Source organism: Nitrosospira multiformis (genome assembly GCF_900111585.1).
Taxonomy (GTDB): Bacteria; Pseudomonadota; Gammaproteobacteria; order Burkholderiales; family Nitrosomonadaceae; genus Nitrosospira; species Nitrosospira multiformis_B.
This window is the reverse complement of the sequence record NZ_FOHI01000014.1, coordinates 26,957-42,133: the sequence shown is the minus strand read 5'-3', so window position 1 is coordinate 42,133 and position 15,177 is coordinate 26,957. Positions and strand designations below refer to the sequence as shown.

Annotated in this window: 15 protein-coding genes and 1 tRNA gene; 6 read left to right on the top strand and 10 right to left on the bottom strand. The window is 54.8% G+C overall.

The genetic code is table 11. The features are described from left to right. Nucleotides 1–194: 194 nt before the first annotated feature. On the bottom strand, nt 195–374 hold the full coding sequence (locus tag BMW46_RS14645) for a hypothetical protein (RefSeq protein ID WP_074709400.1): 180 nt from the start codon (nt 372–374) through the stop codon (nt 195–197). 204 nt (nt 375–578) lie between these two features. Here BMW46_RS14645 and BMW46_RS14640 point away from each other — a divergent pair, with 204 nt between their 5' ends. Further along, the gene (locus BMW46_RS14640) at nt 579–1,037 is read left to right on the top strand and encodes a glycine zipper 2TM domain-containing protein (protein WP_074709399.1); all 459 of its coding nucleotides are present in this window, start codon (nt 579–581) and stop codon (nt 1,035–1,037) included. A 597-nt stretch (nt 1,038–1,634) separates the two neighbouring features. After that, nucleotides 1,635–1,925: a hypothetical protein gene (locus BMW46_RS14630; protein ID WP_074709391.1), complete on the top strand. Its 291-nt coding sequence runs from the start codon at nt 1,635–1,637 to the stop codon at nt 1,923–1,925. Between the two features lie 111 nt (nt 1,926–2,036). Here BMW46_RS14630 and BMW46_RS15230 read toward each other — a convergent pair whose 3' ends face one another. Together BMW46_RS15230 and BMW46_RS14615 are read right to left on the bottom strand one after the other, a co-directional pair. Beyond that, nucleotides 2,037–2,462: a hypothetical protein gene (locus tag BMW46_RS15230; protein WP_143121493.1), complete on the bottom strand. Its 426-nt coding sequence runs from the start codon at nt 2,460–2,462 to the stop codon at nt 2,037–2,039. 977 nt (nt 2,463–3,439) lie between these two features. After that, nucleotides 3,440–3,515 (bottom strand) — tRNA-Arg (locus BMW46_RS14615). Between the two features lie 33 nt (nt 3,516–3,548). On the opposite strand from BMW46_RS14615, the gene BMW46_RS14610 reads away from it, so the two are divergent. From BMW46_RS14610 to BMW46_RS14600, 3 genes are all read left to right on the top strand, one after another. Beyond that, on the top strand, nt 3,549–4,793 hold the full coding sequence (locus BMW46_RS14610) for an MFS transporter (protein ID WP_074709388.1): 1,245 nt from the start codon (nt 3,549–3,551) through the stop codon (nt 4,791–4,793). Between the two features lie 496 nt (nt 4,794–5,289). Beyond that, a complete protein-coding gene (locus BMW46_RS14605) occupies nt 5,290–5,778 on the top strand; it encodes a peroxiredoxin (protein WP_074709387.1) in 489 nt (162 codons plus the stop codon). Between the two features lie 230 nt (nt 5,779–6,008). After that, on the top strand, nt 6,009–6,404 hold the full coding sequence (locus BMW46_RS14600) for a TraR/DksA family transcriptional regulator (protein ID WP_074709386.1): 396 nt from the start codon (nt 6,009–6,011) through the stop codon (nt 6,402–6,404). A gap of 28 nt (nt 6,405–6,432) precedes the next feature. On the opposite strand, the gene BMW46_RS14595 is transcribed toward BMW46_RS14600, so the two are convergent. The 7 genes from BMW46_RS14595 to BMW46_RS14565 all read right to left on the bottom strand — a co-directional run bounded on the left by BMW46_RS14595 (nt 6,433) and on the right by BMW46_RS14565 (nt 14,376). After that, the gene (locus tag BMW46_RS14595) at nt 6,433–7,068 is read right to left on the bottom strand and encodes a Smr/MutS family protein (protein WP_074709398.1); all 636 of its coding nucleotides are present in this window, start codon (nt 7,066–7,068) and stop codon (nt 6,433–6,435) included. 139 nt (nt 7,069–7,207) lie between these two features. After that, nucleotides 7,208–8,158 carry a thioredoxin-disulfide reductase gene (trxB, locus tag BMW46_RS14590; RefSeq protein ID WP_074709385.1) on the bottom strand — a complete coding sequence of 317 codons (951 nt, stop codon included), beginning with the start codon at nt 8,156–8,158 and terminating at the stop codon, nt 7,208–7,210. A gap of 40 nt (nt 8,159–8,198) precedes the next feature. Further along, the gene (alaS, locus tag BMW46_RS14585; RefSeq protein ID WP_074709384.1) at nt 8,199–10,787 is read right to left on the bottom strand and encodes an alanine--tRNA ligase; all 2,589 of its coding nucleotides are present in this window, start codon (nt 10,785–10,787) and stop codon (nt 8,199–8,201) included. 6 nt (nt 10,788–10,793) lie between these two features. Then, nucleotides 10,794–11,255 (bottom strand): hypothetical protein, encoded by a 462-nt coding sequence (locus BMW46_RS14580; protein WP_177171111.1) that lies wholly within the window; start codon nt 11,253–11,255, stop codon nt 10,794–10,796. Next, on the bottom strand, nt 11,252–11,704 hold the full coding sequence (gene recX, locus BMW46_RS14575; protein ID WP_074709382.1) for a recombination regulator RecX: 453 nt from the start codon (nt 11,702–11,704) through the stop codon (nt 11,252–11,254). Before recX ends, BMW46_RS14580 begins: the two co-directional genes overlap by 4 nt. 68 nt (nt 11,705–11,772) lie before the next feature. Beyond that, complete coding sequence (gene recA, locus BMW46_RS14570) at nt 11,773–12,792, bottom strand: recombinase RecA (RefSeq protein WP_074709397.1); 1,020 nt, start codon at nt 12,790–12,792, stop codon at nt 11,773–11,775. 147 nt (nt 12,793–12,939) lie between these two features. Further along, the gene (locus tag BMW46_RS14565; RefSeq protein WP_074709381.1) at nt 12,940–14,376 is read right to left on the bottom strand and encodes a tetratricopeptide repeat-containing S1 family peptidase; all 1,437 of its coding nucleotides are present in this window, start codon (nt 14,374–14,376) and stop codon (nt 12,940–12,942) included. Nucleotides 14,377–14,528: 152 nt separating this feature from the next. On the opposite strand from BMW46_RS14565, the gene BMW46_RS14560 reads away from it, so the two are divergent. Further along, nucleotides 14,529–15,176 carry a TIGR00645 family protein gene (locus BMW46_RS14560; RefSeq protein WP_074709380.1) on the top strand — a complete coding sequence of 216 codons (648 nt, stop codon included), beginning with the start codon at nt 14,529–14,531 and terminating at the stop codon, nt 15,174–15,176. The last annotated feature ends 1 nt before the right edge of the window (nt 15,177 follow it).

The following is a 15,177-nucleotide window of genomic DNA, read 5'->3' as shown; positions in this document are numbered from 1 at the left end:
ATCAATGGCACCCTGATAGGCGGGTTGGCAGGCCTGACGATCTACACCATCGCCCATGCATTCGCTTGACCTCCAGCCTCCGCGAACATGCTTCCCCCGGCCCGGCCCTGTGAGAGAGATGACGCCCACGGGCGAATACGAAGCCTTCAAACGTGCACGGCCGCAAGCAATACTGGCGCAATATTTCTATACTTTTATTTCGATGTCTGACTGCTTTTCTCTTTCGTGATGGGATTCTGCAGGGTATAACCCTTCTCTTTCATCTTGTAGCCGCCGTAAGCGCCGGCCCCTCCCGCCAAGAGATACCAGCAACCCGAGAGTGCGGGAAGAACGGTCAGCAGAGTAACGAGGCTTATTATTTTCCTGAATTTCATTGCAGTCCGGGAATAAGAGGAAAATAATAATTGTCGCAGAAAGTCGCCCCACAGAAAACAGAATAGGCATGTCATCCTCGCCTCTCCTTTTTCGTTAATAACACAATGGGATGCAAACAGATCATGGCAAGGATAACTGCATCGCGGCCCACATTACTGGGAGAACATCGAATTCAGCCTGAAGCAAAATTTGGAGGTAAGATCATGAATCAAGCGTCGATTTCAGCTACATGGACAAAGCGCTTGCTGCTCCTAGCCCTGGTTGCGTTCCTTTCAGCATGCCAGTCCACCGAAACGAGGCGTGCCGGCGGCTTGATCGGGAGCGTTGCCGGTTCCATTGGTGGCGGCTATCTTGGCAGCTACCTGGGTGGGGGAACTGCGGGCCGTATATTGGGTGCTGTGGCCGGCGGGGTGGGCGGATATTATCTGGGTGCGGAAATCGGAGGACGCCTCGGTCAGGAAGATCAGCGTCGCATGGCTCAAACTTCCCAGCGGGCGTATGAAACCAACCAGACCCAGACTTTCACCAATCCCAATAGTGGCGTGAGCGGGAGAGCCGAGGTCGTGGGCGTTGATGACGACAGTAATTGCAAGACTATCCGGCAAACTGTCGTACTGAAAGATGGAAAAACCGTTACGGAAGATGTGAAAAGCTGCAAATAGAAAGGAAAAAGGGCACGACACTCAACCTTCTCGCCCATAAATGACAAATAAGCAAGCGAGCAGATCAGACACGCATAAAGTCGCGCCTATAAACACATGAAGCGGACGGTGTTCGAGCGTCCTCAAATCCGCAGCGATTCACCTCCGCTTCCGCTTTTTGTATGTGGCATGCAAAGAAACGCTTGGGCCCCGCGCGGATTTTCGCCGCACCCGGCGATCAAGAAGCCGCGGGCGACTCCGGCGGTTTCCGGGGATAATCGACGGTTGCTGCCTATATTCAACTGATCCCATATCCGAAGCCGAAGAATTCATGATCTCCGCTTCCCAGCGTGCCAAGAGCTTCTCCGCTCTATCATCACTTTCCGGATCACCGCTCAATCCGGACAGATCGACCAAACCCCTTCCCATTCTCCCACCCTCCAGTTTCGCCTGATGTAAAACAATTCTCGTACTTTCCCCAGCACATTATCTGTGCGGTTTGCCGCTTATCTTCTGCCTTCCCACCCTTTCAACGTTACAAGTTACAAACCCGTTGACAGCCAATCAGAACCCCAAGAGGCGTGATCAGACTTTCCTTGTGAGGCTATGAATTAGAGAGTGGAAAAGCGGTTTCAGTTCGATCAGATGAAAGAGAATGAGGATTTTGTTGTTCTGAATGGCAGATGGCAGCAAGTTTACCCACCATCGATGATTCAACATCTGCCCATCCGGGAAGAGAAAGCAGGTGGCGGATACATTCTCATCCGTGCGGGCGTTTTTCAGGAGGAATCTGCGGAGGTAATTTCCTCACTCTTCATCGAACTGCTCCTTGCGTCGCCTGACCGGCGGAAGCAGGGCACAGGAATATGGTATGAGAGGGCATGGCGTGAAGGCGTCTCCCCACACTGAGAAGCGCTCTGTGAAGCCAACACCGTGGACCACCCGGCAGGAATACAATGCCGAAGTGGCCCCTTCAACCAAGCTCCAATGAGGAAAACCTCAAGTGAAGCTCAGCACTTATTATTTTTTAGACTTTGGAGCTTCGGACTTCGGGGTTTCAGGTTTTGAAGCTTCAGGCTTTGGAGCTTCGGATTTCGAGGTTTCAGATTTTGAAGCTTCAGGTTTCGGGGTTTCAGGTTTTGAAGCTTCAAGCTTTGGAGTTTCCGTTTTTGGGGACTCATGGGCGGGAAGCGCGGTTAACTGGACGCGAACCGTGGCAGACTTCTCGAGTTCTTCCCTGTCTTGACCTTTCTTGCTTGCAACTGCCGGAAGTTCAAGATTCAGTTGATAACTTCCTTTGCTTGCTCGCCGTAGAATCGGGTCTTTGCCGCCCGGCTCATTCAGTTTTATCTCTCTACCATCCGGCCCCATTAAAGTGGCCACCAGATCACTTGAACCCGATTTTGATATTTTTATCCGGTAATCCGAAGAATCAGCGGTGAGCAAGCGAAGCTCCACTCTCGCGCTGGAGCTTACATCCGCGCTCGCCAACTTGTTGTTCGTGACATTTCCCAGGCATCCCCCCGTGTCGCAAGGGAATTGTCTCGGATTGCTCTCCTGACAGGTTATGAAATATCCACCGCGCGCGAAAGCCGCACTTTCCAGATTGACTTCCAATCCCAGTTCATTCAGCTTGTTTACGGAGGTTTTTGCACGGCCCTTGGCAAAACTTGTCTGCCTATCCTGATTGCAGTGGCTTGCTTCCTTACCCGAAGCGCTTGCTCCGGCTTCTTTATCGTCGAGTGCGAGCCGCGGCCCATCCTTGTTTGCCTGAACCAAAACCCGGTTATACGTCTTGGTGACGATTTCCACCGGTGCTCCTTTCGATTCCCCGTGTGACGGGACAGAAAACAGAGAAAATGGAGTGACGAGGATTAAAAGTTTTAGTCTTAGTGTTCTCATTTGTTATCGCCCAGTTTTTTATAGATGCGTGATGAAAAACATCATCGCAGGACGGTAGAGCTATTCCTCCCGATCGTTTCGCCAAGGAGCGAAGCCGTGGTATTCCAGTTTAGTACATTGCTTCAACGAATGGAATGCCGCTTTGAACTGCAGGCCCGATAATTCCCTAAAAATTAGGGTAAAAAAGAAGATAAATGATGCAAATATAGCCAATGGGACAATATAGGGAGCTCGAGAGTATAGTGTTAGCATTAATGCCATTTGCCTAAACTCACTGTCAACTGCCAAAAACCCGATCAATTGTGTTCAGGTCTTTTGTTGCATTATTAGCAGCAGAATCTTATCACCCGATACGCTGGTGACTAGTGGACTAAAGTACACCTGAGTAACAGCTGGAGTATCTGATGCAGAAGATGGGGTATAAAAAGGCAGAGAAAAGAGCTATGACGGCACCGTGTAACCCCGGCGTAACTCCCGCATAATCAGGAAGTTATTCCAAAAGTATAACTTCTTGTTTTTATTGGCGCCCTGAACACGAATCGAACGTGTGACCTACCCCTTAGGAGGGGGTCGCTCTATCCACTGAGCTACCAGGGCGGGTAACCGCGCATTTTACGCTAATATTCGGGTATGGAAAAACCTGATCAGATAGCGCTGCCCCAGCAACCTGTCCCCCAGAAAAAACTGCCCCGCACCGTGATCGTTCTCGGGCTGGTGAGTTTCTTCAACGATTTTGCTTCTGATATCGTCATTCCGCTCATTCCGATCCTGCTGGCGACAGTGCTGGCAGCGGGACCGATAGCGCTCGGATTGATCGAAGGCGTTGCCGATGCAGTGGCGAGCCTGCTCAAGCTGTGGGCGGGACGGCACTCGGATATCATGAGCGGCCGGCGCAAGGGGCTTGCGGTCGCGGGATATACGCTTTCGAACATTACCCGTCCAATGCTCGGGCTGGCCGGCTCCTGGCTCTTGATTCTGGTATTGCGCAGCACCGACCGGGTAGGCAAGGGTTTGCGCAGTGCGCCGCGTGATGCGCTGGTTGCGGATGCAACGCCCCCGGGAATGCACGGCTACGCCTTCGGGTACCATCGCGCGATGGACAACGGCGGTGCCGTTGCAGGCAGCTTGGCGGCGGCGGCAGTGCTGGCATGGTCCGGCTTGAGCCTGACGGAAGTGATCCTCTGGTCCGCAGTTCCAGGCTTCATCGCCGTGCTGCTGCTTGGTGTGGGAGTGAAGGAAAATAAGGAGGATAAAGAGGATGCGGCCAGTCATCATCCAGCTTCTCCTGAACTTCCCCCTTTGCGCTGGTCGCTCTTATCCCTCCCCATGCGTCGCTATCTTCTGGTGCTGATGCTGTTTACGTTTGCCCGCGCCTCGGAAACTTTCATCCTGCTGCTGGGACATGAGTTAGGGGTCGGAACCGTGGAATTACTGCTGCTGTGGTCGGCGCTGAGTCTCTGCAAAGCCGCGACCTCCATCTGGGGCGGGCAACTGGCGGACAGTCTGGGACGCGGGACGTTGATGCTGATAGGCTGGTCCACGTTTTCGCTTTCGTTCCTGATGCTGGGGCAGGTAGCGGGGAGTAGCGGATTATGGGCAGTAAGCATTTTTTACGGTTTATGCGCCGGCATGAGCGAGGGAGCGGAGCGCGCCATCATCAGCGATTACGCGCTCCCGCGGGAACGGGGCACAGCTTTTGGCTGGTATCACCTGATGGTGGGACTCGCGGCAATTCCCGCAGGGCTGTTGTTCGGATCGCTCTGGCAGTTTCAGAGTGCGGCCACGGCGTTCTTTTTCGCGGGAGGACTGGCAGCGGTAGCAGCGGTGCTGTTGCGGGTGTGGGCGCTGCCGGTAAGAAAATTGAATGCGAACTGAAGGGTGAGCTTCGCAGAAGCTCAAGGCATCGAACAAGTCAAGCCATACGTTCATCAGTAGGCTGCGCTTTCTCTACTCACTATACGTTTATTTGCTTTTCGAATAGAAGTTGTGTTGTCCTGAGCACAGTCGATTCCTTCGAAAAGCCCTACTATGCATTCATTCGACCTTCGACAAGCATGTCCTGGGCACTGTTCGTCCCCTTTGACGGCTTGTCCTGAAGCGTTCGCTCCCTTCGACAGTTTCAGGGCGAACGGGAGGCGAAGAATTCAGGATTCAAGGGTGAACGGTAGGGAAAAGTTCATGTGAATTGGGATAATGCTCAAGACCTGCAGGAAGAAGGGGCAAGTACAATGCAAAGGGATAAGCGCAGTGCTGCTTACTCTTCTATAATCAATCTATTGCACGTAACATTGCCCTTATTGCGGTGGTGCGGAAACTGAGATGCTTTCGCAGATTTCGCTTTGCTCCATGCTCTGAAAAATTGGAGATACTTATGAAAACAGGGAAAATAGTTGCGGCGCTCATGGCGCTGGCCTTGGTTTTTTTGAATCATGTGGCAAATGCAGAGCCATCCGCTACACTGACAGTGGGGCAACCGGCGCCGGATTTCAATCTGCCCGACCAGAACGGAAAAACCCGCACGCTGGCGGATTTCCAAGGGAAGTGGCTGGTCTTGTATTTTTATGTGAAGGATGACACCCCGGAAAGCACCGAGCAGGCGCGCGGATTTCGCGATTATATCCCTGAGCTCCCGCTCCTTGCGGATAGCAAGGGTGAGATGGCGGCGCGCTACCATTCGCTGGAGGGGGATGGTAGTCCAGGTAATTTAGCCAAACGCAATACTTTTCTGATCGATCCCGAGGGCAGGATCGCGAAAATCTATTTATCCGCAAGCCCTTCACGCAATCCTATGGAGGTAATCGAGGGTTTGAAAAGGGCGAACGTCTCTGAATTTTTAATTTCCAGCCTAGAAATTTGGTAGAAAAACGTGCTTGCCCGCTTGCGCAGTGCTGTCCGGAATAAACCAGCAGTCACTGGATTTCCGGTTTCTCGGAAAAGAGGGGGGACGGTTTGCGCCTTCGTTCGAGCCGGGACGGCGGTTTCCCTTGCCTCGCATGTAAATTGCATTGTGAATTCGCTTGAGCGGGAAATCTGTTTTCCTCTTTCCTGAGGGTATGTCAGCCGGCAATCTCGATCATAAAGGAATTTATCATGGCACAATTTACTGAAGAGCAATTGGCCCAGTTGAAGGAAGTTCTGCAACAGCGCTATCTGCAACTGCGGGAAGAGGTCCGGGACGAACTGGAGAGTTCGGACAACCAGCACTATGCCGATCTGGCAGGCAGTGTCGCTGATCCGGGGGATGCTTCGGTAGCGGATATGCTGGTGGACGTGGATGCCAACCTCGTAGATCGCCAGGTGAACGAGATGCGCGAGGTGGAAGCGGCGCTAAAACGCCTGGCGGACCTGGATTACGGCGATTGTATCGACTGTGGCGGCGAAATAGGGTTCGAGCGGCTCATGGTTTATCCCACTGCGCAACGTTGCGTACGCTGTCAGGAAGTGCATGAGAAGACTTACATGCACGAGAACAAACCTACCCTTTAAGCAGATCGTTTTAAGCAGTCCCCGGATTTCATGGGGTTGCTGGCTGACTGTCCGAGAGTATCCTGAGCAGCACGAGCACAGCGCCACTGCCGCCCTCCGCCGGCCTTGCCTGGCAGAACGCCAGCACATCCTCCCGTTGCGAGAGCCAGCCGCCAATCCGGGTTTTCAGGACGGGCTCCCGATTCTGCGAGCCGAATCCCTTGCCGTGTATCACTCGCACGCAGCGCTTGCCGCTTTCGCCGCTCGCATCCATGAACGCCACCAGCGCGAGCCTTGCTTCCTCCCGCGTAAGCCCGTGCAGGTCAAGTTGGGCCTCTATTTTCCAATAGCCTCGCCGCAGCCGGCGCAAGGTCTGGCGCGAGACGCCGGGGCGCAAAAAAACCCATTCATCCCCGGGCTCCATGGGTCGGACATCGTCCGACAGCGCGTCATGGGCAACAGGTCGTGCAGGTTGAATCTGAAGGGGGATGGGTGGCGGATGGCTGGCCGAAAGGATGACCTTATCGGTTGGGGCGAGGGGCGCGACGTCACGCATGGCGTCACGAAACAGGGCAGCATCATTATCCCCGATGGATGCGGCGGTTCCCTCTCGTTTATCGCTCTCGGCAGCAGTTTCTGTCCGCGTGGTGGTATGGAGGCCAGGCTTTCTTTCCCGCCGTCTCATCTCGGTCCCCGAGCAACTCCCTTCGGCCAATTCCCCTCGGGCCATGGATAACCTGGATATCGACCGCGCCTGAAGGCTCCAAGGTGCGGGTGAATTGGCAAATTACGCGATAGTCCTGTTCTGATTGCCGCTCACCACTTCAGACCAGAACATCCAGGTACTTTTCGGCATCCAGCGCGGCCATGCAGCCGGTTCCCGCACTGGTTACCGCCTGCCGATAGATGTGGTCCTGTACGTCGCCCGCCGCAAAAACGCCGGGAATGCTGGTGGCCGTGGCATTGCCATGTGTTCCCGCCTGCGTCATGATGTAACCGTTTTCCATTTTTAGCTGGCCCTGAAAAATATCGGTGTTCGGCTTGTGGCCAATCGCGATGAACACCCCCTGCAAGTCGATCGTTTTGATTGAACCGTCCAGAACGTTCTTTATGCGCATTCCCGTAACACCGCCCTCGTCGCCAAGCACTTCATCGAGCACGTAATGAAGTTCCAGCTTGATGTTGCCGTTTTTTACCTTGTCCATCAGCTTGTCTATCATGATTTTTTCTGAACGGAATTTATCGCGCCGGTGAACCACAGTGACGCTGCGGGCAATATTGGAAAGATAAAGCGCCTCTTCTACCGCTGTGTTGCCGCCCCCTATCACGGCCACGTCCTGTCCCTTGTAGAAAAAGCCGTCACAGGTGGCGCAAGCCGAAACCCCCCTGCCCATGTACGCTTCCTCGGAAGCCATCCCCAGATAGCGCGCAGAAGCGCCGGTTGCAATAATCAGCGCATCGCAGGTATAAGTACCCTGATCACCGATCAGGGTAAAAGGTTTTTCCGAAAGCCGCGCTGTATGAATATGATCGAAAATGATCTCGGTATCGAAACGTTCCGCATGCTTCTGAAAACGTTCCATCAATTCCGGGCCTTGCACGCCCATCGCATCCGCAGGCCAATTGTCCACCTCCGTTGTGGTCATGAGTTGACCTCCCTGTGCCAGGCCGGTAACAAGCATGGGCTTGAGGTTGGCGCGGGCGGCATAGACCGCAGCGGTATAACCGGCAGGACCGGAACCGAGGATGAGAAGGCGTGCGTGTTTACTAGTCATTCCTGATCGATATCTATTGAGGTTATTGGAGACGACTTGCTTATAGGTGCTGCTCGACCCAGCCGGCGACACTTTCCAGAGCAGCGGGCAGGCTATCGGGCACTGTTCCGCCTGCTTGCGCCAGATCGGCGCGGCCCCCCCCTTTGCCGCCCACCTGCTGAGCTACAAAATTGACGAGATCGCCCGCCTTGAGCTTTGGTGTCAGATCGCTCGTCACGCCTGCGATCAGCTTGACCTTGCCATCTTCAACGGCAGCCAGCACTATCACGCAGGATTTGAATTTATTCTTGAACTTGTCCACCGCTTCACGCAGGGTTTTCAGGTCTGCCTCTTCAAGACACACCGCCAATACTTTTACGCCTTTTATCTCGCGCACACGATCAGAAAAGTCATCGCCTTGTGAACTGGCCAGTTTCGATTTCATGCGCCCCAGCTCTCTTTCCAGATGTTTCACGTTATCGAGAATCTGGGTAATGCGGGCAGCGGCGTCCTGGGGTTGCGCTTTCACCGCCTCGGCAACGCGCTGCAATTGCAGTTCCTGCTCCTGGATGTAAGTGAGCGCCCGCTCTCCGGTCACCGCTTCCACACGCCGAACCCCGGCGGCTACCCCGGATTCAGCCACGATCTTGAAGAGACCGATGTCGCCCGTGCGCTTGACATGGGTGCCACCACACAATTCGCGCGAAGTACCGATATCCAGTACACGCACTTCATCGCCATATTTCTCGCCGAACAGCATCATGGCCCCCGATTTCTTTGCATCTTCGATTGCCATCATGCGCGCTTCGGTTGCAGCATTGGCGAGAATTTCGGCATTCACCAGCATTTCCACCTTGCGGATTTCCGCGTCCGTCACAGGCTGGTTGTGCGCAAAATCAAAGCGCGTTTTATTCGCATCCACCAGCGAGCCTTTTTGCTGGACATGGTGACCCAATACTTCGCGCAGCGCCTTGTGCATAAGATGAGTGACCGAATGATTGCGCTCCGTTCGCGCCCGTGCGAGGCGATCGACTTCCGCCAGCACGGTATCGCCTGTTGCCAGCCGTCCGCTACGCAGCAATCCCTTATGACCGAACACATCCGCCTGGATTTTCTGGGTGTCGGCCACGGCAAAGGTGCCGTTGGCAGCGAGCAGTTCACCGCTGTCCCCTACCTGCCCGCCAGACTCGGCATAGAAAGGGGTTTTATCAAGCACGATCACCGCCTCATCGCCCGCCTCGATAAACTCGACCCGGCTACCCCCCTTATAGATAGCAAGAACCTGTCCTTCCTGTTGCAGGCTTTCGTATCCATGGAACGTCGTCGAGGGACCACTATAAGCAATGGTTTCCTGCATGATGAACTTGCTCGTGGTGCGTGCGCGCTCGCGCTGGCGCTCCATTGCCTGGTCAAACCCGGCCTCGTCTATGGCAATCCCGCGTTCACGCGCAATATCGGCGGTAAGGTCCAACGGAAAGCCGAAGGTATCGTAGAGACGGAACAGGGTTTCGCCATCCAGCATCCTGTCGCCACGCCGCAGTGCAGCTTCCAGCACCTGCATCCCGTTTTCCAGCGTTTCGGCAAAGCGCTCCTCTTCCTGCTTCAGTACCGCCGCCACCCGCGTCTTTGCCTCCATCAGTTCCGGATAGGCCTGTCCCATGAGGCTTGCCAAGTCTTCCACCAGCAGATGGAAGAAAGGCTGTTTTTGTCCGAGCTTGTAACCATGGCGAATAGCGCGCCGTATAATGCGCCGCAGGACATAGCCGCGACCTTCATTGCCTGGAATCACGCCATCGGCAATGAGAAAAGAACAGGCCCGGATATGGTCGGCAATGACATTGAGCGAACTGCTGGACAAATCGGTTGTGCTAGTTGCTCGTGCCGCAGCCTTGATCAATTCCTGAAACAGGTCGATTTCGTAGTTGCTGTGAACCTGTTGCATCACTGCGGAGATACGCTCCAGGCCCATGCCGGTATCGACCGAAGGGCGCGGCAGTCGATGCAAAGTGCCCGCGCTGTCGCGGTTGTACTGCATGAACACCAGATTCCAGATTTCCACGTAGCGGTCGCCGTCGGCATTCGGTGTTCCAGGCGGCCCGCCGGGGATTTCCGGACCATGGTCGTAAAAAATCTCGGAACAGGGGCCGCAGGGTCCGGTGTCGCCCATCTGCCAGAAGTTGTCCTGAGTAGCGATGCGGGTAAAACGTGAAGAATCGATGCCTACTTCGTTCAGCCAGATATCGGCGGCCTCGTCATCCTCGGCATAAACCGTAATCCATAATCGCTCCTGGGGAATTTTCAGGATATTGGTGAGAAAATCCCATGCAAACCTGATGGCGTTGCGCTTGAAGTAGTCTCCAAAGCTGAAGTTGCCAAGCATCTCGAAGAATGTGTGATGGCGGGCGGTATAACCCACATTCTCCAGGTCGTTGTGCTTGCCGCCTGCGCGCACGCAGCGCTGCGCACTTGCCGCGCGCACGTAGGGACGTTTGTCCTGGCCGAGAAATACATCCTTGAACTGTACCATGCCGGCATTGGTGAACAGCAATGTCGGATCATTGCCAGGCACGAGAGGGCTGGATGCGACGATCGTATGACCGTGCGTCTCAAAGAATTCAAGAAATTTTTGGCGTACTTCGCTGCTTTTCATCTCGCTTCATTTAATCAGACGGGACAGATTGCTTGCTGCCTGGCTTACTGTCTGGTTTATCCAATCCTTGATGGCCCATTCGTGCCTCTCTATTTCCGTTATCGTCGTTCCCAGAGGTTCGCCGTTTATGATTGCGAGATTTTGGACCTTCACTTTAACGCTCAGTTCTTGGCCGCTTTTCGGCAAATTGTGATCAGTGAGGATAGGGATCTCCCCGCTTTCGTCTTTCAATACAAAAGACTTCATATCGATCAGCGGGATCCGCGTCAGCTCCGTTACCACGCCATGAAACACGACCTCCTTCCCATCAAAATTTGCAGGGGAGGTATTGACTTCGTTGATGGGTGTCGCACGAAGACGGTCACAACTGCCGAGCAAAATCCCGAGAGCGGCCACGAGGAATACAGCCCGTAGACATTGAGCCGTGCGCCGGGACAAACGAGACAAGTGAGGCAAGCGATTTTTCAACCTTCTTCCTTATCGGAGTGTTGCAACACCCGGCGCACCACTTCCGGCCTGAATCCGCGCCCCAACAGAAACCGTGTCTGCCTGCCGAAGGCTTTCGCATCCGCAGGGATTGCGCCGAACTTTTTCCGCCATACTTCGTACGCGCTGCGCTGCTCGGCTTCCCTGAGATCAGGCAGGACCGCGGTGATCAAATTTTCTTCAATGCCTTTTTCGCGCAACTCCTGCACGATTCGCAAACTGCCGAACCTGGCCTTGCGCATGTGCATTATCTGCTCGACCAGACGAGCCGCCGACAGAAATCCGCGCTGCTCGAGCCCATCCAGCACAGAGGAAAGTTCTTCCGGAGTTTCGGCATGAGGCGCAAGCTTTTTTTCCAGTTCCAGCCGCGAATGTTCACGCCGGGCCAGATAACCCAACGCCCGGGTTTTGAGACTCGGCGCGCGCGTCATGGCACCTTGGGGAATCTACTTTCAGGATCTGAAAAGCGACGCCGCCACGTTTCCGCCGCTTGGCGTGCTCATTCCACGGGTGCAGGTTCAGCCGGGTTGGAAACTCCGACAGCCGCCCGGATTTTCGACTCGATCTCCATGGCAATATCGCGATGCTCTTTCAGATACTCGCGCGCGTTATCCTTGCCCTGGCCTATCTTGTCTCCCTTGTAGGCATACCAGGCGCCGGATTTGTCAATCAGCTTGTGCTGCACGCCCAGTTCGACAATTTCGCCCTCGCGCGAAATGCCTTCCCCGTAGAGAATATCAAATTCCGCCTGCCTGAAGGGGGGTGCCACCTTGTTCTTGACCACCTTCACCCGCGTCTCGCTGCCAATCACCTCTTCGCCCTTCTTGATGGAACCGGTGCGGCGGATATCGAGACGCACGGATGCGTAGAATTTCAGCGCATTGCCTCCGGTCGTGGTTTCGGGGCTGCCGAACATGACGCCGATTTTCATACGTATCTGATTAATGAAAATCACCATGGTATTGCTGCGCTTGATGTTGCCGGTGAGCTTGCGCAACGCCTGCGACATCAGCCGGGCATGAAGGCCCATTTGCGGCTCGCCCATCTCACCTTCGATTTCCGCCCGCGGGGTGAGGGCCGCGACGGAGTCCACAACCACCACATCGATCGAGCCGGAGCGCACCAGCATGTCGGCTATTTCCAACGCCTGCTCACCGTTGTCCGGCTGTGAGATCAGCAAGTCCTGAACATTGACGCCGAGTTTTTGCGCGTATTGCGAATCCAGTGCGTGTTCCGCATCGATGAATGCGGCCGTACCGCCCATTTTTTGCATCTCTGCGATTACTTGCAGGGTGAGTGTCGTCTTGCCCGAGGATTCCGGCCCATAGATTTCCACGATCCGCCCGCGTGGCAGACCACCCACTCCCAGCGCAATATCCAGTCCCAGCGAGCCCGTGGAGATGACCTGTACGTCCTTGCCGACGTCACTTGCGCCCAGCCGCATGATCGAGCCTTTGCCAAACTGCTTTTCAATCTGGGAAAGCGCTGCCGCCAATGCTTTGCTTCTGTTTTCGTCCATGAAATTTTTTCCTTTGAAGATGGGTCGATTATCGCATACGTAACCCCCGCGGGAAAGCAGGGGAAAAATGACAACGTGTTCAGCGGACACGTGTTTTATCCGTGCCGGAAACATTCTTCTGCTCTAATGAACATTCGCCGAGGATGGTCATGGCAGGATATAAGTGTTGAAATACCGTTCGGCCCTGGACGGGTCCAGCTTGCGCAGCGTCTGGTAGATCTCGCGTATCCTGTCGCGCTCATCCAGAATGGCATAGTCCACCCCAAGGTTGTACCAGGCATCCGCATTCTCCGGCTGGAGCACCACTGTTTTCCGGTATGCCTCAACCGCCTCGCCGTGCAGTTTCAACTCGTCATAGGTCACTCCCAGCTTGTACCAGGCCCTGAAATTCTCCGGGTCAATCCGGAGGGCATGCCGGTAGGCATGAATGGTGTGCGCATATTTTTTGAGGTAATGGTAAGTATTGCCCAGGTCGTACCAGGCCTCGCCATTATCGGGATCCATGCGAAGCGCGTCCTCGTAGGCCTGACTTGCGTTCTCGTAGTCTTTGAGATGCGCGTAAGCCGCCCCGAGTTTATGCCAGGCATCAGCATAGCCGGCATGGTGACGGATGGCTTCGCGGTATGCGTTGACCGCCTGGGAATATTGCTTGAGATTGCAGGAAGCAATCCCTACGTTAAACCAGGCAGCTGCATTCGATGGGTCGCGCCTGGTCTCCTGCTGCGAGAGCTTCAACAACCTGCGCCAGTCGGCCTTCTTTTCCAGCGCCAACGTTTGATTGAGCCACGTGAGCTCATGCCTTGGGTCCGCTGACTTTGGGTCCATTGCCTTGGGGGCTGGTGTCATTTCCGGGAGACTGTCAAGCCAATCCGACGGCAATACGAAAGCAAGCGATTCACCTTCTACACGTTGCGGCGAGAGAATTCCGATCAGCCGGCCTTGTTCGTCGAATAGTCCGCCGCCGCTGAAACCCGGCAGGAGGGGTGCCGAAATTCTCATGTAACGGGACCCTGCGTAGGGGCGCATTGCCGCCACCGCGCCTTCGGCCAGGATCGGGTCACGTCGGTGTTCCTCCTGCAATCCGGTGACTTTGCTCCCATCGCACAGCGGGCAGAGCCTGTCGCGCCCATTCCTTCTTTCCTCGTTTCTATTTCCTTTCAACCTGCCGCCGAGCCTTGCGTGAGGCAGACCGATTGCATTTACCGGTTGTCCCACCCTGAGCTTTTCTGCGCTGCCTAAAGTAAGCGATGGAGCGTGCATACCAGCAACACGAAGGCGACAAAGATTGAGATGTGTCTGCGGTGGCGCCGGCGTGGCCTTGAATACCCTTCCCGACCAGCGCACCCGTGCGCTTTCTGCCTGGCGGGTGACATCGCAAGTAGTGATCACCTGGTCCGCGCCCAGCGCCACGCCACTGCCCTGAACGGCCAGCTCACCCTGTGCATTCAACATATCCACCGACACGATGCGGCCCTTTTCCTCCGTAAAAACCTGCTCCGAAGTTTTCGCGCTGGCATCTGGCAAGAGCGACAAAAACGAGGCCGACGCAAGAACCACCAGCGCGATGGGAGAAATCGCGGTCATGTTCGTATTCTTCTCTTATTCGAGAGGGGCATCGGCAGATCATAGTACATAGTACGTAGATGGACTGGCGAAACCACATGAACGATGTGCGCAACGAAACAGCCGGCGTGTAAAATAGCAGGTATTTTTCACCGCAAGATCCACAGAATTGAATGAAAATCAACGAGGACTCTAACGATACCAACGACAGCCCACCAACCGTCTACCTCGGGAGGTCAAGAAAGATCCAGCCGCTGGCATATTTCATATTTACCACACGCTGGCTGCAATTGCCCCTGTACCTTGGGCTGATTCTTGCGCAATGCGTCTACGTCTATCACTTCTGGGTGGAATTACTTGACCTGATCGGAGCAGTGATGGGTAACAAGGAGGCGCTGGAGCACACCCTGGATGCGGTTTCGATCGAGGGCGCCGCTCCTCCCAGGAAGATCGGGGAAACGACGATCATGCTGGTCGTACTGGGTCTGATCGACGTGGTGATGATCTCCAACCTGCTCATCATGGTGATCATCGGAGGTTATGAGACTTTTGTCTCCCGCATGAATCTGGAAGGACACCCCGATCAGCCGGAGTGGTTATCACATGTCAACGCAACAGTGCTGAAAGTCAAACTCTCCACTGCTATTATCGGCATCTCTTCCATTCATCTGCTGAAGACATTCATCAATGCCAATGCATATGACGAGAAAACGATCCTGGCCCAGACCGGAATCCACATAGTTTTCCTGTTGTCCGCAATTGCAATCGCCTATAGTGACCGGCTGATGTCCCGTCATGGCGCGCATGAGAGCGATCATTGAG

What these genes read in the sequence shown, in the direction of transcription:
- BMW46_RS14645 (WP_074709400.1), bottom strand. Translation starts at nt 374, where the DNA reads ATGAAATTCAGGAAAATAATAAGCCTCGTTACTCTGCTGACCGTTCTT.
- BMW46_RS14640 (WP_074709399.1), top strand. Translation starts at nt 579, where the DNA reads ATGAATCAAGCGTCGATTTCAGCTACATGGACAAAGCGCTTGCTGCTC.
- BMW46_RS14610 (WP_074709388.1), top strand. Translation starts at nt 3,549, where the DNA reads ATGGAAAAACCTGATCAGATAGCGCTGCCCCAGCAACCTGTCCCCCAG.
- BMW46_RS14605 (WP_074709387.1), top strand. Translation starts at nt 5,290, where the DNA reads ATGAAAACAGGGAAAATAGTTGCGGCGCTCATGGCGCTGGCCTTGGTT.
- BMW46_RS14600 (WP_074709386.1), top strand. Translation starts at nt 6,009, where the DNA reads ATGGCACAATTTACTGAAGAGCAATTGGCCCAGTTGAAGGAAGTTCTG.
- BMW46_RS14595 (WP_074709398.1), bottom strand. Translation starts at nt 7,068, where the DNA reads ATGAGACGGCGGGAAAGAAAGCCTGGCCTCCATACCACCACGCGGACA.
- trxB (WP_074709385.1), bottom strand. Translation starts at nt 8,158, where the DNA reads ATGACTAGTAAACACGCACGCCTTCTCATCCTCGGTTCCGGTCCTGCC.
- alaS (WP_074709384.1), bottom strand. Translation starts at nt 10,787, where the DNA reads ATGAAAAGCAGCGAAGTACGCCAAAAATTTCTTGAATTCTTTGAGACG.
- recX (WP_074709382.1), bottom strand. Translation starts at nt 11,704, where the DNA reads ATGACGCGCGCGCCGAGTCTCAAAACCCGGGCGTTGGGTTATCTGGCC.
- recA (WP_074709397.1), bottom strand. Translation starts at nt 12,792, where the DNA reads ATGGACGAAAACAGAAGCAAAGCATTGGCGGCAGCGCTTTCCCAGATT.
- BMW46_RS14565 (WP_074709381.1), bottom strand. Translation starts at nt 14,376, where the DNA reads ATGACCGCGATTTCTCCCATCGCGCTGGTGGTTCTTGCGTCGGCCTCG.
- BMW46_RS14560 (WP_074709380.1), top strand. Translation starts at nt 14,529, where the DNA reads ATGAAAATCAACGAGGACTCTAACGATACCAACGACAGCCCACCAACC.